The sequence below is a fragment of the Jannaschia marina genome (assembly GCF_013404595.1).
Classification (GTDB): domain Bacteria; phylum Pseudomonadota; class Alphaproteobacteria; order Rhodobacterales; family Rhodobacteraceae; genus Jannaschia; species Jannaschia marina.
Genome location: NZ_JABVAX010000005.1, coordinates 63083 through 85599, shown reverse-complemented (window position 1 = coordinate 85599; position 22517 = coordinate 63083). Strand labels below are relative to the sequence as shown.

Here is a 22517-nt window from a genome sequence, read left to right as displayed (position 1 = left end):
GTCCTAGACCGGTGCCTCGGGCGGCACCCGGTCGCCCATCTCCTCGCGGAAGTGGCGGCGGCAGAGGCTCACGTAGCGGTCGTTCCCGCCCACCTCCACCTGCGCGCCCTCGGTCAGCGCCTTGCCGTCCGCGCCGACGCGGATCACCATCGTGGCCTTGCGCCCGCAGTGGCAGATCGTGCGCACTTCCCGCAGGTCGTCGGCCAGCGCCAGAAGCGCCGCCGAGCCGGGGAAGAGCTCGCCCCGGAAGTCCACCCGGAGCCCGTAGGCCATGACCGGCACGCCAAGGTCGTCCACCACACGGGCGAGTTGCCAGACCTGGTCCTTCGACAGCCACTGCGCCTCGTCGAGGAAGACACAGGCACAGGGCCCCTCGGCCAGCCGCGCGGCGATCATCTTGTAGAGATCGGTCGTCGCCGCATAGGTGTCGGCCGCCGCCGAGATGCCGATGCGGCTCCCGATGCGGCCCGTGCCCGCGCGGTCATCGAAATTCGCCGTCAGCAGGTAGGTCCGCATCCCCCGCTCGATGTAGTTGTAGGACGCCTGCAAGAGCAGCGTGCTCTTGCCCGCGTTCATCGTCGAGTAGTGGAAGTAGAGCTTGGCCATGATCCCTGTTGCCGCCTGCCGCAGGGGGGCGCAAGGGCCGGGATGTGTCGCCCCCAGAAGCGAGGGACGGGGGCGACACCGGTCGAAGCGGGATCTCGTGAGTGATGGCCTTCTGGACGTGCCGGCCCGCTTCGCGCGCTGTCTACGTCGCCGCCGTCTTTCGGGTCAGGGGAAAGCGATGCCGTCTTTCCCCCTTGCGATCCGCGGGTTAACCTGACGTCACTTCGGGAGGGTGACATGGCGGATACCATCAATCAGTTGCTCCGGCGACAGACCGAAGCCCTCGTCAAGTCCGTCGGCGTCGAGGCCGCCGCGACGGTGACGGGGCGCTCGAAGACGACGCTCGGGCGCTATTACGCCCCGCACGAGGAACACGCGGGCCGCTTCATCCCCGTCGACGCGGTCGCCCGGCTGGAGCAGGTGGCGGACTACCCCTATGTCACCGGGGCCCTGGCCGAGATCGCGGGCCTCACGATCAGTCTCGACCGCAACGCCCGCCCCGACCCCGCCGAGACGGGGCAGGTCAACGACGACGTCGTCGCCATGTCGCAGCGGTTCGCGATGCTGATGGCGAGCTATGCCGACGCGATCGCCGACAATATCATCACCCCGGCGGAGGCGCAGCGGATGCTGGCCGAGACGCAGGAGCTGCAGCGCGTCCTCATCGAGATGAAACTGCACCTGGAGGCGGAAATCTCCACCGGTTGACGCGTCTCAGGCCCGCGTCACCAGCACGGAGCCCACCGAATACCCCGCCCCGAAGGAGCAGATCAGGCCCGTGTCGCCGGGCGCGAGGTCTTCGGAGTACTTGGCGAAGGCGATGATCGAGCCGGCCGAGGAGGTGTTCGCGTAGTCCTGCAGGATGTTCGGCTGTTCCGCTGGATCGGGCACCCGGCCCAGAACCTTCTTTCCGATGAAGTCGTTCATCGACTTGTTCGCCTGGTGCAGCCAGAGCCGCTTGAGGTCGTCGGCGCCCACGCCCTCGTCGGCCATGTGGTCGGCGATGTGCTTCGACACCATCGGCAGCACTTCCTTGAAGACCTTGCGGCCGTTCTGGACGAACTGCATGTCGCGGCGGTCGTCCATCGCGTCGCGCGTGCGCCGCAGGAATCCGTCGTTGTTGCGGATGTTGTTCGAGAACTGCGTCGCGCAGCGGGTGGAGCGGATGACGAACCGGTCGCCCTTGGCGAGGTCCTCCGCCTCGAGCACGACGGCGGTGCAGACGTCGCCGAAGATGAAATGGCAATCCCGGTCGCGCCATTCGAGATGGGCCGAGCAGATCTCCGGGTTCACCACGATCGCGCGGTCGATGGAGCCCGAGCGGATCATGTCCGTCGCCGCCTGGATGCCGAAGGTCGCCGAGGAACAGGCGACGTTCATGTCGAAGGCGAAGCCGCCGGTGCCCAGGAGCTCCTGGATCTCGATGGCGATCGCCGGATAGGCGCGCTCGTGGTTCGAGGCCGCGCAGATCACCGCGTCGATCTCGCCCGCCGCGACACCGGCCTTTGCAAGCGCCTCGGTGCAGGCCGTCACCGCCATCTCGGCCATCTGGCTCGGCGCATCGTCGGGGCGGTCGGCCAGGCGCGGGAACATCCGGTCGGGGTCGAGCGTGCCGGCCTTGTCGAGCACGAAGCGCTGTTCGATCCCGCTGGCCGACTTGATGAACTCCGCGCTCGACTGCGGCACCGGCGCGCGCTCGCCCGCGGCGATGGCCTCCGCGTGGAGCGCGTTCTGACGGTCGGCATAGGCGTTGAAGGCCACCACCAGCTCGTCGTTCGTGATGACCTCGGAGGGCGTGAAGACACCCGATCCGGTGATCGCGGCGCGGCGTTCCTGGGTCATCGTCATCTCCTCCGGGCGGTGGAGGAGATGTGAAGGCCCGCGGCCCCCGGGTCAAGGTCGCGCCGGCGCATCGTGGCGTCAGGCCGTCGCGCGCCCGTCCGTCCCGTTGGGTTTCGCCGTAACGGACGCGTCCGGCCCGTGTGCCCGGCTACTGCAGCGAGCGCACCTCGACGTCGCCCTCGGCGCGGGCGCGCATGGCGAGGGCGGCGGCATGGGCCCCGGCAAGCGTGGTGTAATAGGGGATCCGGTCCATCAACGCGACGTTGCGCATGGACCGGCTGTCCTCCACCGCCTGCGCGCCCTCGGTGGTGTTCATCACCAGCGCGACCTCGCCGTCCTTCATCACGTCGACGATCGTGCGCCCGCCCTCGTAGGCCTTGTTGACGTGCCGGCTCTCGATGCCGTGCCGCGCCAGGAACTCCGCCGTCCCCGATGTCGCGAGGATCGAGAAGCCCATGTCCGTCAGGACCGCCGCCGTCTCGGCCAGCTGCGCGGTCTTGTCGGCCTCCTTGATCGACAGGAAGGCCGTGCCCCCGGTGGGCAGCGTGACGCCCGCGCCGAGCTGCGCCTTGAGGAACGCGCGCGCGAAGCTGCGGTCCCAGCCCATGACCTCGCCCGTCGAGCGCATCTCGGGGCCGAGGAGCGTGTCGACACCCGGGAAACGGGCGAAGGGCAGCACCGCTTCCTTGACGCTGAACCAGGGCGTGTCCGGCTGGCCCAGCATCATCGTGTCGCCCATCGGCACATGGGCGATCTCGGCATCGGCGGGGTAGGGGGCGCGCAGCGGGAAGTTCGACAGGGGCTCGCCCGCCATCAGGCGCGCGGCGATCGAGGCGATGGCCGAATCGACGGCCTTCGCCACGAAGGGCACCGTGCGGGACGCGCGCGGGTTCACCTCGATCAGGTAGACCTCTTCGTCCTTCACGGCGAACTGCACGTTCATCAGCCCGACGACCCGCAGCGCCTTGGCCAGTGCCTCGGTCTGCTCCCGGATCGTGTTGATGACGTCGCGGCTCAGCGTATGCGGCGGCAGGCAGCAGGCGCTGTCGCCCGAATGCACGCCCGCCTCCTCGATGTGCTGCATGATGCCGGCCACATGCACGTCCGTCCCGTCCGAGAGCGCGTCGACATCGACCTCGATCGCCCCCGAAAGGTAGCTGTCGAGGAGCACGGGGCTGTCGCCCGAGACGACCACCGCGTCGCGGATGTAGCGCTCCAGCTGCGCGGTATCGCGCACGATCTCCATCGCACGCCCGCCCAGCACGTAGGACGGCCGGATCACGAGGGGATAGCCCAGCTCCTCGGCGCGCAGGCGGGCCTCGGCGTCGGAATGGGCGATGGCATTCGCCGGCTGCTTCAGGCCCAGCTGGTTGACGAGCGCCGCGAACCGCTCCCGGTCCTCGGCCAGGTCGATCGCATCGGGCGTCGTCCCGAGGATCGGGATGCCCGCGTCATGCAGCGCATTGGCGAGCTTAAGGGGCGTCTGCCCCCCGAACTGCACGATGACACCGTGCAGCGTGCCCGACGCCTGCTCGATCCGCAGGATTTCCATGACGTGCTCGAAGGTCAGCGGCTCGAAGTAGAGCCGGTCCGACGTGTCGTAGTCGGTCGAGACGGTCTCGGGGTTGCAGTTGACCATGATCGTCTCGTAGCCCTGCGCGCTCAGCGCGAAACAGGCGTGGCAGCAGCAGTAGTCGAACTCGATGCCCTGCCCGATGCGGTTGGGGCCCCCGCCCAGGATGACGACCTTCTTCGCCTCCGTCGGCCGGCTTTCGCATTCCGCCTCGCCCATCACCGGGGTCTCGTAGGTGGAGTACATGTAGGGCGTCTGCGCCTCGAACTCGGCGGCGCAAGTGTCGATACGTTTGAATTGTGCAACCACGCCCAGGTTCTGCCGCGCCCGGCGGACGTTGTCCTCCGTCCGCCCCGTCAGCGTCGCAAGCCGTGCATCGGTGAAGCCGAACGTCTTCAGCCGGCGCAGCGCCTCGGCCGTTACGGGCAGGCCATTCTTCTTAACGTCGGCCTCCAAGTCGATGATTTCCCTGATCCGCGCCAGGAACCAGGGGTCGAAGGACGTCACCGCCTGTATCTCGTCGTTGGTCAGTCCCGCGCGCATGGCCTGCGCGATCACCCGCAGGCGGTCAGGCGTCTGCCGGCCGAGGGTCGCCTTGATGGCGGCCGGATCGTCGGGAAGTTCGATTTCGTCAAACCCGGTCAACCCGGTTTCCATCGAGGCGAGCGCCTTCTGCATGCTCTCGTGGAAGGTCCGGCCGATGGCCATGGCCTCGCCCACCGATTTCATCGCGGTCGTCAGCGACGGCTCCGCGCCGGGGAACTTCTCGAAGGCGAAGCGCGGGATCTTGGTGACGACGTAGTCGATCGTCGGCTCGAAACTCGCCGGCGTGACCTTGGTGATATCGTTGTCGAGCTCGTCGAGCGTATAGCCCACGGCCAGCTTCGCGGCGATCTTGGCGATGGGAAAGCCCGTGGCCTTCGACGCCAGCGCCGAGGAGCGCGACACCCGCGGGTTCATCTCGATCACGACCATGCGCCCGTCGGCCGGGTTCACCGCCCATTGCACGTTGGACCCGCCCGTCTCGACCCCGATCTCGCGCAGCACGTTGATCGAATGCGTGCGCATGATCTGGTATTCCTTGTCCGTCAGCGTCAGCGCCGGCGCGACGGTGATGGAATCCCCGGTGTGCACGCCCATCGGGTCCACGTTCTCGATGGAGCAAACGATGATCGCGTTGTCCGCCTTGTCGCGGACGACCTCCATCTCGAACTCCTTCCAGCCGAGCAGGCTCTCGTCCACGAGGATCTGCGCGACCGGCGAGGCCTCCAGCCCCGTGCGGCAGATCCGCTCGTAGTCGGCGCGGTTGTAGGCCACGCCGCCGCCCGTGCCGCCGAGCGTGAACGCCGGCCGGATGATCGCCGGCAGGCCCACGAACTCCAGCGCGTCCATGGCGTTCTGCATCCCCGTGGCGATGTCATGGGTGCCGTTCTCGCGCTTCGGCGCGTCGACGATCGTCGCCTTCGGGTTCTCGATGCCGAGCCGGTCCATCGCCTCCCGGAAGAGCTTGCGGTCCTCCGCCATCTCGATGGCCTCGCGCTTCGCCCCGATGAGCTCCACGCCGAATTTCTCCAGCACGCCCATGTCATCGAGGGCCAGAGAGGTATTGAGCCCCGTCTGTCCGCCCATCGTGGGCAGGAGCGCGTCGGGACGCTCCTTCTCGATGATCCGGGCCACGACGTCGGGGGTGATCGGCTCGATATAGGTCGCATCGGCCAGCCCCGGGTCCGTCATGATCGTCGCGGGGTTCGAGTTGACGAGTATGACGCGATAGCCCTCCTCGCGCAGCGCCTTGCACGCCTGGGCACCGGAGTAGTCGAATTCGCAGGCCTGCCCGATCACGATCGGACCCGCGCCGATTATCATGATCGACTCGATGTCGGTCCGTTTGGGCATCGAAGCCTCCCCCGCGTGATCTGGCAAACGTGCGCCGTCTAGGACGGTCTGCCGCAGGGGGCAAGGGCGGGGGGACAGAATCTGTCGCGCCTCTGGTCCCGGCTCGACTCGCGCCTAGATTATCGGGGGACCGACCCCGTCCCCCATGGAGAGATGAAGATGAGTGCATCCGCCCTGTTCTTCGGCTCGATCGGCACGTTGGCCGAGACGAGCGAGCTGCAACGCCGCGCCTTCAACCTGACCTTCGCGGCGGCCGATCTGGACTGGATCTGGGATCGGGAGACCTATCGCCGGCTGCTCGCGCTGCCCGGCGGGCGCGAGCGGATCGCGCGCTACGCGGCGGCCACGGGCGACCGGGTCGACGCGGCGGCGCTCCATGCCGAGAAGAAGCACCACTTCGCGCAGATCCTCGAGACGCAGGGGGCATCGACGCGGCCCGGCGTGCGCGAGTTGATGGCCGTGGCGCGGGCGCGCGGGATGCGCGTCGCCCTGGTGACGACGACCGACCCGGATCAGCTCGACGGGTTGCTCGCTGCGCTGTCGTTCTCGCGCGACGATTTCGACTGGGTCGGCGACCGCACGCGGGTCGAGGCGGCCAAGCCGGCCCCCGACATCTACGACGCCGCGCTCTGCGCGCTGGCGCTGCCGGCCGGTGACGTGACCGCCCTGGAGGACACCCCGGAAGGGGCGGAGGCGGCCCGCGCGGCGGGTCTCCGCACGCTCGGCGTGCCGGGCCTCGCGGCGGCGGGGCGGACCTTCCCCGAGGGCGTCGAGACCCTGGAAGAGATCGACCCGGGCGCGATCCTCGCGGACACCGCGGGGCCGGACGACCTGCCCCATGCCGCGGAGTAGCGGCGGAGTAGGTTGACACCGCACCGGGGGCCGTGTTGATCGGGCCAACCCTGATTTCGCGACGCCCGGAGACCTCCCATGCACGCCTTTCGCACCCACACCTGCGCCGGTCTGACCAAGGACAACGTGGGCGATACGGTCCGCCTGTCCGGTTGGGTCCACCGCATCCGGGATCATGGCGGCATCCTCTTCATCGACCTGCGCGATCACTACGGCGTGACGCAGGTGCTCTGCGACCCCGACAGCCCCGTCTTCGCCGAGATGGAGAAGGTGCGCTCCGAGTGGTGCATCCGCATCGACGGCAACGTGAAGGCCCGCGACCCCGAGCTCGTGAACCCCAAGATCCCGACCGGCGAGGTCGAGGTCTTCGTGCGCGATCTCGAAGTGCTGGGCGCGGCGGGCGAGCTGCCGCTCATCGTCTTCGGCGATCAGGAATACCCCGAGGAGACGCGGCTCAAGTATCGCTTCCTCGATCTGCGGCGCGAGCAGATGCAACGCAACATGATCCTGCGCTCGAACGTCGTGCGCTCGATCCGCAACCGCATGTGGGACCAGGGCTTCAATGAGTTCCAGACCCCGATCATCACGGCGTCGAGCCCCGAGGGCGCGCGCGACTTCGTCGTGCCCTCGCGGCTCCATCCCGGCAAGGTCTACGCCCTGCCGCAGGCCCCGCAGCAGTTCAAACAACTCCTGATGGTCTCGGGGTTCGATAAGTACTTCCAGATCGCGCCTTGCTTCCGCGACGAGGACCCCCGCGCCGACCGCTCTCCCACCGACTTCTACCAGCTCGACATGGAGATGAGCTTCGTCTCGCAACAGGATGTTTTCGATACGATTCAGCCGGTGATATCGGGCCTATTCGAGGAGTTCGGCGGGGGCCGCAAGGTCGATGCAGACTGGCCGCTTATCTCCTACAAGGATGCGGCGCTGATGTTCGGAACGGACAAGCCCGACCTGCGCAACCCGATCCGGATGCAGGACGTCTCCGAGCATTTCCGCGGCTCCGGCTTCGCCATCTTCGCGAACCTCCTGGAAAAGGACGGCACCGAGATCCGCGCCATCCCCGCCCCCACCGGCGGCAGCCGCAAGTTCTGCGACCGCATGAACAAGTTCGCGCAGGAGCAGGGCCTGCCGGGCATGGGCTACATCTTCTGGCGCGAGGCCGAGGGGGGCATGGAGGCCGCCGGCCCGCTCGCCAAGAACATCGGCCCCGAGCGGACCGAGGCGATCCGGCAGCAGCTGGGCCTCGGCGTGGGCGATGCGGCGTTCTTCCTCGGGGGCAAGGCGTCGGAATTCGAGGCCGTCGCGGGCCGGGCCCGCGTCGTCATCGGCGACGAGCTGGGCCTGACCGATCAGGACCGCTTTGCCTTCGCCTGGATCGTCGACTTCCCGATGTACGAGAAGGATGACGAGGGAAAGATCGACTTCAGCCACAACCCCTTCTCCATGCCGCAGGGCGGGATGGAAGCGCTGGAGGGCGATCCGCTCGAGGTGCTGGGCTATCAGTATGATCTCGCCTGCAACGGCTACGAGCTGATTTCGGGCGCGATCCGGAACCACCGGCCCGAGATCATGTTCAAGGCCTTCGAACTGGCCGGCTATGGCCGCGACGAGGTCGAAAAGCGCTTCGGCGGCATGGTCAAGGCGTTCCAGTACGGTGCCCCCCCCCACGGCGGCTGCGCTGCGGGCATCGACCGGATCGTCATGCTCCTGGCCGACGAGGCGAACATCCGCGAGGTCATCCTCTTCCCGATGAACCAGCGCGCCGAAGACCTGATGATGGGGGCTCCGTCGGAGCCCGTTCCGGGGCAGCTGATGGAGCTCGGACTGCGCCTCGCGCCGACGGACTGACGTGGTCGGCGGGCACCGGCCCGCCGCATCGCCATTTCCCGCCGGGATCGCGTGCGGTCCCCTGTGCAAGCGGCCTCGGGGCGCCTATCTTCGCCCCATGATCGAGACCCTCGCCGCGATCCGGTTCGGAACCGGGCTGTCCCCCAAGATCCCCGCGCCCCGCGATGCGGCCGAGGTTCTGTCGCGCCTTGCCGGCACCGACGAGATCGCGGAGCGGTTTCCCGGCGAGACCTGGGCCACACGCTACGAGCGCACGCGGGAGTACGTGCGCAAACGCCGCGTCCGCCGCGACGGCGAGGCGGAGGCCGAGGCTTTCCGCCGGCACTACCGCCGCATGAACCAGCGCTATTTCCGCGACCTGGCCATCGCCTTGCGGCGCGCAGCCGAAACGCGCGACGGCCTGCGCGAGCGGCTGGCCTGGTTCTGGGCCGACCACTTCGCCGTCGAGGACGGCCGCGGCTACCTGCGGCGCAGCGTCGGAGCCTACCACGAGGAGGCGATCCGTCCCCACGTGGCCGGCCGTTTCGCCGACCTGCTCCGATCCGCCGTGACCCACCCGGCGATGCTGTTCTATCTCGATCAATACCGCTCGATCGGTCCGAACTCGGTGCGCGCGCGCCGCGACGGCGGCATGAACGAGAACCTCGCCCGCGAGGTGCTGGAGCTGCATACGATCGGCGTGAACGGCACCTACGCGCAGACCGACGTCGTTCAACTGGCCGAGCTTCTGACCGGGCTCGGTATCAACAAGCAGGGCGAGACGACCTTCCGGCGCAACCATGCGGAGCCCGGGGCCGAGACGGTTCTGGGCCGCAGCTACGGCGGCGACACGCCCGACCGGGCGGACATCACCGCCGTACTCGACGATCTGTCGGTCCATCCCGACACGGCGCGGCACCTGTCCTGGAAACTCGCCCGCCACTTCATCGCCGACACGCCGCCCGAGGATCTGGTCACCGCCATGGCCGACACATGGGTCCGCAGCGACGGCGATCTGATGGCTGTTTACGGCACGCTCCTCGATCACCCCGCCGCCTGGGATCCGGAGCTGCGCAAGGTGCGGCGGCCCCTCGACATGATGGGGGCGGTGGCGCGCGCGACCGATCTCGGGCCATGGCTCGACAGCACGCGCATCCGCGTCCTGCGCGATTCGCTCGTCAATCCGCTTGGCGCGATGGGACAGAGCTGGCAGCGTCCGCCCGGGCCCGACGGCTGGCCCGAGGACGCGGCGTCCTGGATCACGCCGCAGGGTCTGGCCGCGCGGCTCGAATGGATCGAACGTGCCGTGCGCACGATCGACCCGGTGCCCGACCCCCGGGTCTTCGTCGAGACGGCGCTCGGGCCGATCGCGGGTGAACGCACGCGCTTCGCGGCCGCCTCGGCCGAAGATCGGGCGGCGGGCGTGGGGCTCGTCCTCGCATCCCGCGACTTTCAGCGCAGATAGGAGACGACAGCGATGAACAGGCGTGAACTCCTCGGGTATCTCGGATGCTCCGCGGCGGCCTTCCCCCTGATGACGCCGGTGAGCTTCGCGGCCGTTCCGACGGTCGAGAGCCGGCTGGCCGTGGTGATCCTGCGCGGGGCGATGGACGGGCTCGACGTGTTGCAGCCTTATGGCGACCCCGCGCTCCGGGCCCTGCGCCCCGGTTTCGAGATCGGCCCCGAGCGCGGGGCGCTCGACCTAACGGGCTTCCACGCGTTGACGCCCCATCTCGCCGATCTCCTGCCGCTCTGGGAGGCGGGCGATCTCGGCTTCGCGCAGGCCACCAGCACGCCCTATCGTGACGGGCGCAGCCATTTCGACGGGCAGGACATCCTCGAGGCGGGCACCGCGGGCGAAGTGCCCCCCCTCGTCGGCCGCGACGGCTGGCTCAATCGCCTGCTGCCGCATCTGCCGCAGGCCGACGGCCGCACTGCCTTCGCCGTGGGACGCGAGGAGATGCTCATCCTGCGCGGCAACGCCCCCCGGTCGAGCTGGGCCCCCGACGCGCGGCTCGACCTCGCGCCCGCGACGGCGGACCTCCTTCTGCACAGCTACCACGACGATCCGCTCTTCCGGGCGAGCGCGGAGCAGGCGCTCGGTCTCGCCGCCGAGAGCGCGGAGATCGACGGTCAGCGCGAGGAGGCGCTCTTCGGCTTCGCGGCGGCGCAGCTGCGCGAGGACGCCCGGATCGCGGCCCTCTCGATCGGCGGCTGGGACACGCACCGCGGGCAGGCGACCCAGATCCGGCGGGCGCTGCGCGGGCTTTCGACGGGCCTCATGCGGCTGCGGGACGATCTGGGACCTGTCTGGGACAAGACGATGGTTCTCGTGATGACGGAATTCGGGCGCACGGCCTTCGAGAACGGCACCCTCGGCACCGATCACGGCACCGGCGGTACGATGATCCTCGCCGGTGGCGCGCTGCGCGGCGGGCGCGTGTGGGGCGACTGGCCCGGCCTGGCCGAGGCGAACCTGCTCGACCGGCGCGACCTGATGCCCACGCGCGACGTGCGCGCCTATGCGGCCTGGGCCCTACACGGCCTCTTCGGCACCGGGCGCACGGCGCTCGCGACGGATGTGTTCCCGGGGCTCGACATTGGGGCCGACCCCGGGCTTCTGGCCTGACCTCAGGCGTGCTCGGGGAGCATGGCCTCCATCTTCACGGCCGGGAACTTCACGCCGCCGCCGATGTCGGCCTCGATCCGTGCCTTCGCGTGGAAGCCCATGCCGGCGTAGAAGCGGCGCGCCGTCACCGTCGAGAGGCATTCGAGCCGGGCGAGCCCCGCGTCCTGCGCTTCTGCGAGGACCTTGCGCATGATCAGCGCGGCGTGACCCTTGTGCAGGTGGTCGGGGTGCGTCGCCACGTGGCGCACGTGGCCCGTATCGCCCGCGTCCTCCGCCGTCGGATAGCCGCGCGACCAGCCCCCGACGGACACGAGCATGCCGTCCTCCTCGACGAGGTGGTAGGTCCCGCTCGACAGAAGGTCGGGGTTCGATTTCGCGATCAGCGGATGGGCGATGCGCAGGGTTTCGGCCGGATAGTCTGCGGCGAGCATCTGCGGGTAGACGGCCGCGAGCAGGGCGTCGACGGCCGGCCGGTCGGCGGCGGTCGCGGGGCGGATCGTAGTGGTCATCTGGAAGCCTCCATTCTGGACAGCGACCCGAGTCGGGATGTCTCGGGCCGGTCGTTAATGACTCGTGACGAAGGCTTAAAATTGGGTTGAGATTGGGAGTCTGTTAGGCATCTGCGGCGACATGGCGGCGAAGTTCCGCCGAAGCCGGCGGGCCGCCGTGCGGTGGCGCGCATAAGGAAAGGGCCGCCCCGGCGATCCGGGACGGCCCTTTTCGGAAAATGCGAAAAGATCTTCGGGCGCAGGGCCTTACTTGATCTTGCCTTCCTTGTACTCGACATGTTTGCGCGCGACCGGGTCGTACTTCCGCACGACCATCTTCTCGGTCATCGTGCGCGCGTTCTTCTTGGTCACGTAGAAGTGGCCGGTGCCGGCGGAGGAATTCAGCCGGATCTTGATCGTGGTGGGCTTCGCCATCGGGTGTCTCCTGCAACGGTCGGGGCACACGCCGCGGGCGCGCACCGCCGGTAAATCCGGAAGCTGCCTTCTATCCGGCTCAGGGGGCGTGTCAACCCGATGCGGGGTCGCGCGGCGCAACAACCTTCATGTGGATCACGTCGTCCCGCCCGGAGGCCGAAAGCTCGATGCGGCACCTCTGGTCGCGGTCGGCGGCATAGGCGAGGTCGAGGTCGATCTGGCAGGGTTTGCCGACGCGGGCGCGCTCCAGTGCCCTGGCCGGCACCTCGCGTTCCGCGAGCGGCCAGAAGCTGGCGAAGGGCAGGCCGCTCAGGTCGTCGTCCGGCGCGAAGCCAAGCGTCCCGAGGATGTCCTGCGGCAGGGCGACCATCCGCCCATCGGCACAGATCACCGCAGGGGCCTCCGACCCCTCGGGCCTTGCATCGCGTGTCATCATGGTGCGTCTCACACGGCTCTCCGTTCGACGTCACCCTACTCCCCGAGCCATCAAGGCGTGGTTAACGCGCGAAAATCAAGCTTTGGATGACGTAGGGGCAGGAAAACCGCCCGATATGGGCCCCGGAGAAGCGCGCGGGGGGCCTGTAAGCCGGATTCTGTTCCCCGGATCGCTCCGGTTCGACGGCCATTCATCTGGACCGCGAATCGCTTCGCGGCCTCGAGCTGCCAACCCGGATCCCTGGGGCGAAGCGCCTTGCCCGGCCCGAAGGCCCGCGACGCGGGATCCCTATTTGGCATTGCTCCCGGTGGGGCTTGCCGTGCGGAGGACGTTGCCGCCCCCCCGGTGCGCCTTACCGCACCGTTTCACCATTGCCCCGCATGCGGGGCTGTCTGTTCTCTGTGGCGCTGTCCGTCGGCTTCCCGCGGGTCTCCCCGCGGTCGCCGCCCGGGCGTTACCCGGCACCGTCGCTTCGTGGAGTCCGGACTTTCCTCGGAGTTGCCCCCGCGGCCGTCCGGCCCCCCGCGCCGCACGGGGCTAGGCGGCGGGGCGAGGGGCGTCAAGAGGCGGGGAAGCGGGCGGCCAGGTCGCGTGCCATCCCGGCGTCGATGCGGTCGAGCGGGCCATCCAGGCCCGGCCGGAAGCGCAGGCGGAAGGCGGCGAGGCGCGTGGCGTCTTCGACCTCCGCCGTCATCCCGAAAGCCCGCAGGTCGTCGTGAAAGCCCGTGATCGGGGCCTCCACCACCTCCGGCCAGACGGCGAGGCCCTGCCGCGCGAGCCTTTGCCAGTCGAAGCGGGGGCCGGGGTCGATCTTGCGGCCGGGGGCGCAGTCGGAATGGCCGATGACGCCCTTCGCCTCGATCCCGTGGCGCGCCATCAGATCGCCGAGAAGGGCTTCGAGCGCGTCCATCTGCGCGCCCGGAAAGGGGCTCGCCCCGTCATTGGACAGCTCGATCCCGAGCGAGCGGGAGTTCACGTCGCAGCTTTCGCCCCAACGGCCCGCGCCCGCGTGCCAGGCCCGGCGGTCGTCGGGCACGAGGCGCGCGATGTCGCCCCGCTCGCCGACGACGTAGTGGCAGGAGACCTCCGTGGCCGGATCGCAGAGCCGTTTGATCGCCGGTTCCGGCCCGCCGGTCATCGCGGTGTAGTGGAGCACGATGAGGTCCGGCACGCTCACGCCGCCCCGGCGCGCCCCGTGGTTCGGGCTCGGGCAGTCGCGGATCTCGGGCGTCATGCCGCCCCGGTCACTGGCTCTGGACGAGGCGGCGGACGACGGCCGGATCCCAGTTGCAGGCGTTGCCGTCGCCGTCGGGGTCGATGCCGAGCCGGTCGCGCTCGGGGCCGCCGGAGGCCAGGAAGTCCTCCTGCGCGATGTCGTCGCTGCGATAGTTCTGGCACCGCGTCGCCGCGCGGCTCTCGGAGGCTCCGAGCCCGCGGCGGAAGGCCCCCTGCGTGCCCTTGGGCTTCGCCGGCCCGAGGGCGTAGGCGAAGATGTTGGGCCCCGTGGAGTCCGGGCGCTGCAATTCGGTCGGGGTGACGAGCTGATACTGCTGCCGCGCGGCGCGCAGGCGTTCGGCGTCGGCCTGGATGTCGCGTTCGGCCGAGACGGCCCCGAAGTCCTGCTCCCGGCTGATCGCGGGGTTGTCGCGGTCGAGGTTGAGGTCGGCGGGGGCTTGCGCCGGTGCGGCGGGGGCCGGCGTGGCGGGCAGCGGTGCAGGCGCGGCGGGCGTTGCCGCCGGCGCGGCCTGCGTCGTCGCGGCGGGTCGCCCGAGCGCGGCGCGGGTGGCGCTGGCCAGTTCCTCGGCCTCGCTCTGCGGAGCCTGGCCCGCGGGCAGGGGAGCCGCGCCGGCGACCGTGGTGCCGGGGGCCGGCGGCAGGATCGTCGCGCTCGGCCGAAGCGGTGCGTCGCCCCGCAACTGCGCCTCGCGCCGCTGCGCCACCTGTTCGGGGCTGTCGAAGCCCGCCCCGCGCGCACCGCTTTCGGGCACCTCGGGGTTGCAGGCGGCCAGCACGAGAAGGGCGGTCAGCCCGGAGAGGGTCTTCAACGGTTGCATGTCTGCCTCGACGTCGGTTTTGCGCGACCCTACCACCACTTCGCCGGACGCGCCACGAAACCGGCCCGATCCTCGAGGCAATGTGCGACATTCAGCAATTCGCCCTCCTGCCACGGCTTCCCGATCAGTTGCAGGCCGAGCGGCAGTCCGCGCCTGTCCTGTCCCGTCGGCACCGCCACGCCCGGCAGCCCGGCCAGGTTCACCGTCACCGTGAAGACGTCGTTGAGGTACATCTGGATCGGGTCCGCGTCCGTCATCGCGCCCAGCTCGAAGGCCGAGGAAGGCGTCGCCGGCGTCAGGATCGCGTCGATACCGTCGGCGAAGACGTCCTCGAAGTCCTTCTTGATGAGCGTGCGCACCTTGCGGGCGCGGTTGTAATAGGCGTCGTAGAACCCCGCCGAGAGAACGTAGGTGCCCACCATCACGCGCCGCTGCACCTCGTCGCCGAAGCCCTCGGCCCGCGTCTTCTCGTACATCTCGGTGATGCCGTCGCCCTGCGACAGCGCCGCGCGGTGCCCGAAGCGCACGCCATCGTAGCGCGCGAGGTTCGACGACGCCTCCGCCGGGGCGATCACGTAGTAGGCGGGCAGCGCGTATTTCGTATGCGGCAGCGAGATGTCGCGGATCTCGGCCCCTGCGTCCTTCAGCATGGCGATGCCATCCTGCCAGAGCGCCTCGATCTCCTCGGGCATCCCGTCCATGCGATATTCGCGCGGGATGCCGATGACCTGACCCTTCACGTCGCCCGTCAGCATCGCCTCGAAGTCCGGCACGGCGAGGTCTGCGGAGGTGCTGTCCTTCGGGTCGTGCCCCGACATCGCCTGCAGCATGATCGCGCTGTCACGGACCGTGCGCGTCATCGGCCCCGCCTGGTCGAGCGAGGAGGCGAAGGCCACCACGCCCCAGCGGGAGCAGCGGCCGTAGGTCGGCTTGATGCCCGTGATCCCGGTGAAGGCCGCCGGTTGCCGGATCGAGCCCCCCGTGTCGGTGCCGAGCGCGGCAAGGCAGAGCCGCGCGGCGACGGCCGCGGCCGACCCGCCCGAGGAGCCGCCGGGCGTGAGGGCCGCGTCGGAGTTGCCCGCCTTCCAGGGGTTCACGGCGTTGCCGTAGGTCGAGGTCTCGTTCGAGCTGCCCATGGCGAATTCGTCCATGTTGAGCTTGCCCAGCATCACCGCGCCCGCATCGAAGAGCTGCGTTGTGATGGTCGATTCGTACTCGGGCCGGAAGCCTTCGAGGATGCGCGAGCCGGCTTGGCTCGCGACGCCCTTCGTGCAGAAGAGATCCTTCACGCCGATCGGGATGCCGCACATCGCGGGCGCGTCCCCGGCCTGCAGCCGCGCGTCGGCGGCCTTCGCCTGCTCGCGCGCGATCTCGGGCGTGTGGTGGACGAAGGCATTGAGCGCGCCCGCCCCCTCGATGGCGGTCAGATGCGCCTCGGTCAGCTCGGCGGCGGTGGTCTCGCCTGCGCGCAGCGCGTCGCGCGCGCCGGCGAGCGTCAGATCGGTCAATTCGGTCATTCGACAACCTTCGGAACGGCGAAGAAGCCCTCGCGGGCATCGGGGGCATTGGCGAGCACCTTGGCGGGCTGGTCGCCGTCGGTCACCACGTCCTCGCGGCGCTTCAGGCGCTGCGGCGTGACGGAAACCATCGGCTCCACGCCCGCGACGTCGACTTCCTGCAGCTGCTCGATGAAGCCCAGGATCGCGTTGAACTCCTGCGACAGCGGCTCCAGCCGGTCGTCGGGCACGGCAATGCGGGCGAGCTTCGCCACGCGGCGCGCGGTTTCCTTGTCGATCGACATCGGGGCCTCCGGCTGTTTCGGTCCGGCGCGGTCTACCCCCCGCGGCGATGGGGTTCAATACGGCCTTGTCGCCTGCCGCGCCGCAGCATAGCGTCCGCGCGAAAGGAGACCCCCATGCTGCGTACCGTCATCGTCGAGGCCTGGTATCCCCGCGACCCCGACGCACTCTTCGCCGAACTCTGCGACCTTGCTGAGATGAAGGAGGCCATGGCGCGGATCGCGCATTACGAGGGTCTGCCCGAACGCCCGGTCAAGGAGGGCGATCGCTTCAGCGTCGACGTCACGCTCTACGGCTTCATCAAGACGCGCGATCACGTCATGGAGGTCGAGCGCCTCGACGTGCCCGGCCGCCTGATCCAGAGCCGGGAGCACAACCCGCAGGTGCGCCGCTGGGATCACACCCTGACCGTGGAGCCCGAGGGCGATGGCGCGCTCTGGCGCGACCTCGTGGTGCTCGACGCGGGCTGGCAGACGCCGCTCACCGCCCGCTTCTGCCGCCACGTCTACGGCCACCGCCACCGCACGCGCGGGGCCGACCGGATCACCCGGCGGATTCTGCGCGGCGACCGGGCGACCCCCTTGCACTCGGTCCCCGCAGAAGGGTAACTGCCCCCATCGGCGCGCGGGCGTTGTGTAATGGTAAGACCTCAGCCTTCCAAGCTGATGATACGGGTTCGATTCCCGTCGCCCGCTCCGATCCTCCCCTAGCCGTCGCCCCCCCCGTGACGCCCTGTCCCGCTTGCGCGCGCAGCCGCCTCGGCCTAGGTCGGAGCGGTCAAGCAAGAGGGACCGATGGCGGAGATCGCAAGGGAAGCCGACCGCGAGGGGTCGAAACGCATCGGCAGCCTGCGGGCGCTGACCCCGTTCTTCCGCCCCCACGGGGGCATGGTCGTCGCGGCCCTCGCCGCGCTCGTGCTCACCGCCTGCGTGTCGCTCGTCCTGCCGCTCGCCGTGCGCCGGGTGGTCGACGGCTTCCAGACCGGCGAGACGCAGCTCCTCGACCAGTATTTCCTCGCGGCCCTCGGCATCGCCGCGCTCCTCGCCCTCGGCACGGGGCTGCGCTACTACCTCGTGACGCGCCTCGGCGAGCGGGTGGTGGCTGACATCCGCAAGGCGGTCTTCAGCCGCATGATCCGCATGTCGCCCAACTTCTACGACGGCATCCTGACGGGCGAGGTGCTCTCGCGCATCACCACGGACACGACGCTGCTGCTGTCGGTCATCGGCTCCTCGGTCTCCGTCGCTCTGCGAAATGTCCTCATCTTCGCGGGGGGGCTCGCGCTCATGCTCTGGACGGCCCCCAAGCTCTCGGGCCTCGTGCTGCTGATCGTGCCGGCGGTGATCGTACCGATCATCGTTCTGGGCCGTCGCCTGCGCGTCCTCAGCCGCCAGAACCAGGATTGGATCGCCGAATCCTCGGGGCGGGCGTCCGAGTGGCTCCTCTCCGCCCAGACGGTGCAGGCCTATACCTTCGAGGGCCAGGCCGCGGGCCGCTTCGACGACGTGACCGAGAAGAGCTTCCGCGCGGCCAAGACGCGGATCGGCGTGCGTGCGGTGATGACGATGATCGTCATCTCCCTCGTCTTCGCGGGCATCGTCGGCGTCCTCTGGATCGGCGCGCGCGACGTGCGGGCCGAGGTGATGACCATCGGGGAGCTGATCCAGTTCCTGATCTACGCGATCATGGTCGCGGGCTCCGTCGCCGCGCTCTCGGAGATCTGGGGCGAGCTGCAGCGCGCCGCCGGCGCGACCGAGCGGCTGGTGGAGCTTCTGGAGGTCGAGGACGACGTGACCGACCCGGCGGAGCCCGCGCCTTCCCCTGCGGCCGAGACCGTGGCCTTCGAGGGCGTGACCTTCCGCTATCCGACCCGTCCCGAGACCGCCGCGCTCGACGACGTGAGCCTGACCGTCGCGCCGGGCGAGACCGTCGCGATCGTCGGACCTTCGGGCGCGGGCAAGTCGACGGTCATCCAGCTTCTGCAGCGGTTCTACGACCCCGACGCGGGGCGCATCACGCTGGGCGGGACCGATCTGCGCGACATGGAGCGGGAGACGTTCCGCGCCCACATGGCGCTCGTGCCGCAGGATCCGGTGATCTTCGCCGCCTCCGCCCGCGACAACATCCGCTTCGGCAACCCGGATGCCACCGACGCGCAGGTCGAGGAAGCCGCCCGCGCCGCCGCCGCGCATGACTTCCTGACCGCGCTGCCGCAGGGCTACGACACCTACGTGGGCGAGCGCGGCGTGATGCTCTCGGGCGGGCAGAAGCAGCGCATCGCCATCGCCCGCGCGATCCTGCGCGACGCGCCGATCCTTCTCCTCGACGAGGCGACCTCGGCTCTCGATGCCGAATCCGAGCGGCTGGTGCAGGACGCTGTCGCCCGCCTCGCCCGCGACCGCACGACGATCCTCGTCGCGCACCGCCTCGCCACCGTGAAACAGGCCGATCGCATCGTCGTCATGGAAGACGGCCGCATCGCCGCGCAGGGCACCCACGAGGAGCTCGTCGCCCAGGGCGGCCTCTACGCCCGGCTGGCGCGGCTGCAGTTCACGGACGGGGTCGCGGCGGAGTGACCCGCCCGCCGGTCCTCCGCCTCCCCGGGACCGCCGAACGCATCCTCGCCCCGCGAGACACGCTCGACTATTTCGACAGCCGCGGCATCGACCTGCCGCGCCCGGTGACCCCGCTCGAGGCGTGGACCTTCGCCATGGCCCGGCCGATCCCGGGGCTCGCGCTGGCCTTCCGTATCCGCGATGCGATTTCCGCGCGCTTCGGCGTCGCGCGGACCGGCGGCTTCTCCGGCACGCCGCGCGATACGGTGGCGGCGGGCGATCGGCTCGATTTCTTTCTGGTGGAGGAGACGACGCCCGAGGCCCTCGTCCTGACGGCGCGCGATCGGCATCTCGACGTCATGGCGTGTCTCTCGGTCGAGGGGTGCCGCCTCACGCTGACGGCCTCCGTGTGCACGCACAATACCTTCGGACGGCTCTACATGCTGCCGGTGGGGCCGGCGCACCGCGTCATCGCGGACCGGATGCTGCGCAATGTCGCGAGCGCGCTGGAGGCCGAGACCGAGGCGCGTCCCCGTGCTATCCTCGCCACCATGCCCATCACCGCGATCTACGCCAACCTCTCCTGCGCCGACCTCGCCCGCAGCCGGGCCTGGTACGAGCGGGTCTTCGACCGGGTCCCGGACGCGACGCCGATGGAGGGGCTGCACGAATGGCATCTCGGGGCCTCCGCCGGGTTCCAGCTCTTCCACGATGCGCAGAAGGCCGGGCAGGGGACGGTGACGCTTTTCGCGGACGACCTCGACGCGGCCCGCGCACGCCTCGCCGCCGCCGGACCCGACCTGCCGGAGCCGCAACCGGGCGGGCCGGGTCGCATCCTGCAACTGCGCGACCCCGACGGAAATCTCGTCGTCCTGGTCGAGCCGGCCTGAACTCGCGCCGTCGCCGGCCGCCGGATCGCTCCGGGGCCGTCAGCCGCAACATCTCGTCCATGGGATGGGATCGGGCCCGCGTTCTGCAGCGAACGGACGGATCAAGGCCTCCCGTCCACGGGAGGTCACCCTGCCTCCGGGTGCCAGACCGGAGGGTATGTGCCGGCGGATCGGGCATGATCCGTCATTCCAACCATCGGGGACGTCACTCCCCCGCGCGCCGGAATGTTCTCGCCCCGAGCGGTTAACGGAGGGTGAACGTCGATCTTGCTGCCGAAAATACTCCCCCGCGCCCCCTTGCCGCCGTAGCGTCCCGCTTGCGCCGGTGCGCGGCAGTCGCCACATTATTCGCCAACGAACCGCGGAGGGAGCCGCGGACGATGGGGAGGACGACAATGGCCACTTTCGCCAACAAGCAGGATATTCTCGACATCGCGGCCGCCGAGCCGTGGGAGACGGCTCAGCCCGCGCAGACGCTGCATCAGCTTCTGTCGCAGACGGCCGAGCGCTTCCCCGACCGTCCCGCGATCAGCTATCAGCTCTTCTCCGGCCCGACGGATCCGGCCGAGACGCTCAGCTGGAAGGAGTTCCACGGCAAGGTCGCGCAGGCCGCCAACCTCTTCCGCAGCCTCGGCGTGGGCGAGACCGACAGCGTGGCCTACGTGCTACCGAACTGCACGGAGACGGCGACGGTCCTTCTGGGCGCGACGGTCGCGGGCATCGCGAACCCGATCAACCCCCTGCTCGAACCCGAGCAGATCGGCGCGATCCTGCGCGAGACGAACGCCAAGGTCGTCGTCACCCTCCGCGCCTTCCCAAAGACCGACGTGGCGCAGAAGATGGCCGAGGCCGTCAAGCTCGCCCCGAACGTCGAGACCGTGCTCGAGGTGGACCTGCACCGTTACCTGACGGGCCTGAAGAAGTTCATCGTTCCGCTCATCCGCCCGAAGGTCGCCGTCGCGCACAAGGCGCGCATCCTCAACTGGACGACCGAGGTCGCCAGGCACCCCTCGGACGCGCTCACCTTCCCGGACGCGGGCGGCGACCGGGTCGCGGCCTACTTCCACACCGGCGGCACGACGGGGATGCCCAAGGTCGCGCAGCACAAGTATTCGGGCATGATCTACAACGGCTGGATCGGCCAGCGTCTGCTGTTCTCGGAGCAGGACAACATCATGTGCCCGCTGCCGCTCTTCCATGTCTTCGCCTGCCACGTGATCCTGATGGCGGCCATAGCGTCGGGCGCGCATGTGGTCTTCCCGACGCCTCAGGGCTATCGCGGCGACGGCGTCTTCGACAACATGTGGAAGCTCATCGAGCGCTGGAAGATCACCTTCCTCATCACCGTGCCGACCGCCATGTCGGCGATGATGCAACGCCGGGTCGACGGCGACGTCTCGACCATCAAGACGGCCTTCTCCGGCTCCTCGCCCCTGCCGATCGAGCTCTTCAAGCGGTTTGAGCAGACGACGGGCGTCACCGTCGTCGAGGGCTACGGCCTGACCGAGGCAACCTGCCTCGTGAGCTGCAACCCGGTCGACGGGGAGAAGAAGATCGGCTCCGTCGGCATCCCCTTCATGCATTGCGACGTGAAGATCCTGATGGACAAGGGCGACGGCCCGGTCGAATGCGCGACCGACGAGGTGGGCGAGATCTGCGTGGCGAACCCCGGCGTCTGGGCCGGCAACACCTATACCGAGGCCGCCAAGAACGCCGACCTGTTCCACTTCGGCACCCATCTGCGCACGGGCGACCTCGGCCGGATCGACGAGGACGGCTATCTCTGGATCACCGGCCGCGCGAAGGATCTCATCATCCGGGGCGGGCACAACATCGACCCCGCCGAGATCGAGGAGGCGCTTGCCGGGCACGAGGCGGTGGCCATGGCCGGCGCGATCGGCCAGCCCGACGCCTTCGCGGGCGAGTTGCCCTGCGCCTACGTGGAACTCGTCGCCGGGGCCGAGGTCACGACCGACGAACTCGTCGATTGGTGCAAGAAGCACGTCCACGAGCGCGCCGCGCATCCGAAGTACATCGAGATCCTGCCGGAACTGCCGAAGACGGCCGTTGGCAAGGTCTTCAAGCCCGATCTGCGCAAGTCGGCGATCACCCGGATCTACGACGCGGCGCTCAAGGATGCGGGGGTAAACGCGAAGGTCGCCTCGGTCGTCGAGGACAAGAAGCGTGGCCTCGTCGCCCGGCTCGAAAAGACCGGCGAGGTCGAGGACCGGGACGTGACCGCCGTGATGGGCAACTACACCCGCCCCTGGGAGTGGGCGGCCTAGGCCGGTCTGACGGAAGAGACCGCGCCCGGCAAAATGAAAAGGACGCCTGCGGTCAGCGGGCGCCCGAAGGGGTCAGGCCCGCGTCGGCGGGCATGAAACCGGTGCTGTTCAGTCCAGAGCGACGAGCTCCGAGGCCGAGGAGCGGCCGTCGCGACCCTCGCGCATCTCGTATTGGACCTTCTGATTGTCCCTCAGGCCGGTCATCCCCGCCCGTTCCACGGCCGAGATATGGACGAACACGTCCTTTCCGCCGTCGTCGGGGGCAATGAAGCCGAAGCCTTTGGTTGCGTTAAACCATTTCACGGTGCCGGTAGCCATGACCGTGTCTCCTTGAGTCGTTCCGCCCG

20 protein-coding genes, 1 tRNA gene and 1 other RNA gene are annotated in these 22517 nt (G+C 69.4%); 10 read left to right on the top strand and 12 right to left on the bottom strand.

Going from position 1 to position 22517, the window contains the following annotated elements; all coding sequences use genetic code 11:
* Nucleotides 1-3: 3 nt before the first annotated feature.
* Nucleotides 4-606, bottom strand: a complete 603-nt coding sequence (locus tag HSX43_RS10770; protein ID WP_179380133.1) for a thymidine kinase — start codon at nt 604-606, stop codon at nt 4-6.
* Between the two features lie 237 nt (nt 607-843).
* Between HSX43_RS10770 and HSX43_RS10765 the strand changes: the two genes are divergently transcribed.
* Nucleotides 844-1314: a phage regulatory CII family protein gene (locus HSX43_RS10765; protein ID WP_179380132.1), complete on the top strand. Its 471-nt coding sequence runs from the start codon at nt 844-846 to the stop codon at nt 1312-1314.
* Nucleotides 1315-1320: 6 nt separating this feature from the next.
* Here the strand turns inward: HSX43_RS10765 and HSX43_RS10760 are convergent, their stop codons facing one another.
* On the bottom strand, nt 1321-2448 hold the full coding sequence (locus HSX43_RS10760; RefSeq protein ID WP_179380131.1) for a beta-ketoacyl-ACP synthase III: 1128 nt from the start codon (nt 2446-2448) through the stop codon (nt 1321-1323).
* A 148-nt stretch (nt 2449-2596) separates the two neighbouring features.
* Nucleotides 2597-5917 (bottom strand): carbamoyl-phosphate synthase large subunit, encoded by a 3321-nt coding sequence (gene carB / locus HSX43_RS10755; RefSeq protein WP_179380130.1) that lies wholly within the window; start codon nt 5915-5917, stop codon nt 2597-2599.
* Nucleotides 5918-6076: 159 nt separating this feature from the next.
* Here carB and HSX43_RS10750 point away from each other — a divergent pair, with 159 nt between their 5' ends.
* The 4 genes from HSX43_RS10750 (at nt 6077) to HSX43_RS10735 (ending at nt 11228) form a co-directional block, all read left to right on the top strand.
* Nucleotides 6077-6769, top strand: a complete 693-nt coding sequence (locus HSX43_RS10750; protein WP_179380129.1) for an HAD-IA family hydrolase — start codon at nt 6077-6079, stop codon at nt 6767-6769.
* A gap of 78 nt (nt 6770-6847) precedes the next feature.
* A complete protein-coding gene (gene aspS, locus HSX43_RS10745; RefSeq protein ID WP_179380128.1) occupies nt 6848-8620 on the top strand; it encodes an aspartate--tRNA ligase in 1773 nt (590 codons plus the stop codon).
* Nucleotides 8621-8717: 97 nt separating this feature from the next.
* A complete protein-coding gene (locus HSX43_RS10740) occupies nt 8718-10064 on the top strand; it encodes a DUF1800 domain-containing protein (RefSeq protein WP_179380127.1) in 1347 nt (448 codons plus the stop codon).
* Nucleotides 10065-10076: 12 nt separating this feature from the next.
* Nucleotides 10077-11228 carry a DUF1501 domain-containing protein gene (locus tag HSX43_RS10735; protein WP_179380126.1) on the top strand — a complete coding sequence of 384 codons (1152 nt, stop codon included), beginning with the start codon at nt 10077-10079 and terminating at the stop codon, nt 11226-11228.
* A 2-nt stretch (nt 11229-11230) separates the two neighbouring features.
* Here the strand turns inward: HSX43_RS10735 and HSX43_RS10730 are convergent, their stop codons facing one another.
* From HSX43_RS10730 to gatC, 8 genes are all read right to left on the bottom strand, one after another.
* On the bottom strand, nt 11231-11737 hold the full coding sequence (locus HSX43_RS10730) for a GNAT family N-acetyltransferase (RefSeq protein WP_179380125.1): 507 nt from the start codon (nt 11735-11737) through the stop codon (nt 11231-11233).
* Nucleotides 11738-11983: 246 nt separating this feature from the next.
* Nucleotides 11984-12151 (bottom strand): 50S ribosomal protein L33, encoded by a 168-nt coding sequence (gene rpmG / locus HSX43_RS10725; protein ID WP_011454349.1) that lies wholly within the window; start codon nt 12149-12151, stop codon nt 11984-11986.
* A gap of 91 nt (nt 12152-12242) precedes the next feature.
* Nucleotides 12243-12599 carry a hypothetical protein gene (locus HSX43_RS10720; protein WP_179380124.1) on the bottom strand — a complete coding sequence of 119 codons (357 nt, stop codon included), beginning with the start codon at nt 12597-12599 and terminating at the stop codon, nt 12243-12245.
* 118 nt (nt 12600-12717) lie between these two features.
* Nucleotides 12718-13113: RNase P RNA component class A (rnpB, locus tag HSX43_RS10715), an RNA gene on the bottom strand.
* A 33-nt stretch (nt 13114-13146) separates the two neighbouring features.
* The gene (locus HSX43_RS10710) at nt 13147-13821 is read right to left on the bottom strand and encodes an N-acetylmuramoyl-L-alanine amidase (protein WP_179380123.1); all 675 of its coding nucleotides are present in this window, start codon (nt 13819-13821) and stop codon (nt 13147-13149) included.
* 10 nt (nt 13822-13831) lie between these two features.
* Complete coding sequence (locus HSX43_RS10705) at nt 13832-14641, bottom strand: hypothetical protein (RefSeq protein WP_179380122.1); 810 nt, start codon at nt 14639-14641, stop codon at nt 13832-13834.
* A gap of 29 nt (nt 14642-14670) precedes the next feature.
* Nucleotides 14671-16158, bottom strand: a complete 1488-nt coding sequence (gene gatA, locus HSX43_RS10700; protein ID WP_179380121.1) for an Asp-tRNA(Asn)/Glu-tRNA(Gln) amidotransferase subunit GatA — start codon at nt 16156-16158, stop codon at nt 14671-14673.
* Nucleotides 16155-16442 (bottom strand): Asp-tRNA(Asn)/Glu-tRNA(Gln) amidotransferase subunit GatC, encoded by a 288-nt coding sequence (gatC, locus tag HSX43_RS10695; protein WP_179380120.1) that lies wholly within the window; start codon nt 16440-16442, stop codon nt 16155-16157. Before gatC ends, gatA begins: the two co-directional genes overlap by 4 nt.
* Nucleotides 16443-16556: 114 nt before the next feature.
* On the opposite strand from gatC, the gene HSX43_RS10690 reads away from it, so the two are divergent.
* From HSX43_RS10690 to HSX43_RS10665, 5 genes are all read left to right on the top strand, one after another.
* Nucleotides 16557-17048 (top strand): hypothetical protein, encoded by a 492-nt coding sequence (locus HSX43_RS10690; RefSeq protein WP_179380119.1) that lies wholly within the window; start codon nt 16557-16559, stop codon nt 17046-17048.
* A 16-nt stretch (nt 17049-17064) separates the two neighbouring features.
* Nucleotides 17065-17135, top strand: a tRNA-Gly gene (locus HSX43_RS10685).
* A 99-nt stretch (nt 17136-17234) separates the two neighbouring features.
* Entirely contained in the window at nt 17235-19016 is a 1782-nt protein-coding gene (locus tag HSX43_RS10680; protein WP_179380118.1) for an ABC transporter transmembrane domain-containing protein, read from the top strand.
* A complete protein-coding gene (locus HSX43_RS19470) occupies nt 19013-19885 on the top strand; it encodes a DUF2867 domain-containing protein (protein ID WP_328795281.1) in 873 nt (290 codons plus the stop codon). The genes HSX43_RS10680 and HSX43_RS19470 overlap by 4 nt, the downstream gene beginning before the upstream one ends.
* Nucleotides 19886-20280: 395 nt before the next feature.
* Nucleotides 20281-22170 (top strand): acyl-CoA synthetase, encoded by a 1890-nt coding sequence (locus HSX43_RS10665; RefSeq protein WP_179380117.1) that lies wholly within the window; start codon nt 20281-20283, stop codon nt 22168-22170.
* Nucleotides 22171-22278: 108 nt separating this feature from the next.
* On the opposite strand, the gene HSX43_RS10660 is transcribed toward HSX43_RS10665, so the two are convergent.
* Entirely contained in the window at nt 22279-22488 is a 210-nt protein-coding gene (locus tag HSX43_RS10660; protein WP_179380116.1) for a cold-shock protein, read from the bottom strand.
* Between the last annotated feature and the right edge of the window lie 29 nt (nt 22489-22517).

Excerpts from the sequence above, each read along its gene's own strand:
- HSX43_RS10770 (WP_179380133.1), bottom strand. The coding sequence starts at position 606 with ATGGCCAAGCTCTACTTCCACTACTCGACGATGAACGCGGGCAAGAGC.
- gatA (WP_179380121.1), bottom strand. The coding sequence starts at position 16,158 with ATGACCGAATTGACCGATCTGACGCTCGCCGGCGCGCGCGACGCGCTG.
- carB (WP_179380130.1), bottom strand. The coding sequence starts at position 5,917 with ATGCCCAAACGGACCGACATCGAGTCGATCATGATAATCGGCGCGGGT.
- aspS (WP_179380128.1), top strand. The coding sequence starts at position 6,848 with ATGCACGCCTTTCGCACCCACACCTGCGCCGGTCTGACCAAGGACAAC.
- HSX43_RS10765 (WP_179380132.1), top strand. The coding sequence starts at position 844 with ATGGCGGATACCATCAATCAGTTGCTCCGGCGACAGACCGAAGCCCTC.
- rpmG (WP_011454349.1), bottom strand. The coding sequence starts at position 12,151 with ATGGCGAAGCCCACCACGATCAAGATCCGGCTGAATTCCTCCGCCGGC.
- HSX43_RS10690 (WP_179380119.1), top strand. The coding sequence starts at position 16,557 with ATGCTGCGTACCGTCATCGTCGAGGCCTGGTATCCCCGCGACCCCGAC.
- HSX43_RS10660 (WP_179380116.1), bottom strand. The coding sequence starts at position 22,488 with ATGGCTACCGGCACCGTGAAATGGTTTAACGCAACCAAAGGCTTCGGC.
- HSX43_RS10680 (WP_179380118.1), top strand. The coding sequence starts at position 17,235 with ATGGCGGAGATCGCAAGGGAAGCCGACCGCGAGGGGTCGAAACGCATC.
- HSX43_RS10735 (WP_179380126.1), top strand. The coding sequence starts at position 10,077 with ATGAACAGGCGTGAACTCCTCGGGTATCTCGGATGCTCCGCGGCGGCC.
- HSX43_RS10730 (WP_179380125.1), bottom strand. The coding sequence starts at position 11,737 with ATGACCACTACGATCCGCCCCGCGACCGCCGCCGACCGGCCGGCCGTC.
- HSX43_RS10760 (WP_179380131.1), bottom strand. The coding sequence starts at position 2,448 with ATGACCCAGGAACGCCGCGCCGCGATCACCGGATCGGGTGTCTTCACG.
- HSX43_RS10750 (WP_179380129.1), top strand. The coding sequence starts at position 6,077 with ATGAGTGCATCCGCCCTGTTCTTCGGCTCGATCGGCACGTTGGCCGAG.
- HSX43_RS10665 (WP_179380117.1), top strand. The coding sequence starts at position 20,281 with ATGGCCACTTTCGCCAACAAGCAGGATATTCTCGACATCGCGGCCGCC.
- HSX43_RS10705 (WP_179380122.1), bottom strand. The coding sequence starts at position 14,641 with ATGCAACCGTTGAAGACCCTCTCCGGGCTGACCGCCCTTCTCGTGCTG.
- gatC (WP_179380120.1), bottom strand. The coding sequence starts at position 16,442 with ATGTCGATCGACAAGGAAACCGCGCGCCGCGTGGCGAAGCTCGCCCGC.
- HSX43_RS10710 (WP_179380123.1), bottom strand. The coding sequence starts at position 13,821 with ATGACGCCCGAGATCCGCGACTGCCCGAGCCCGAACCACGGGGCGCGC.
- HSX43_RS10740 (WP_179380127.1), top strand. The coding sequence starts at position 8,718 with ATGATCGAGACCCTCGCCGCGATCCGGTTCGGAACCGGGCTGTCCCCC.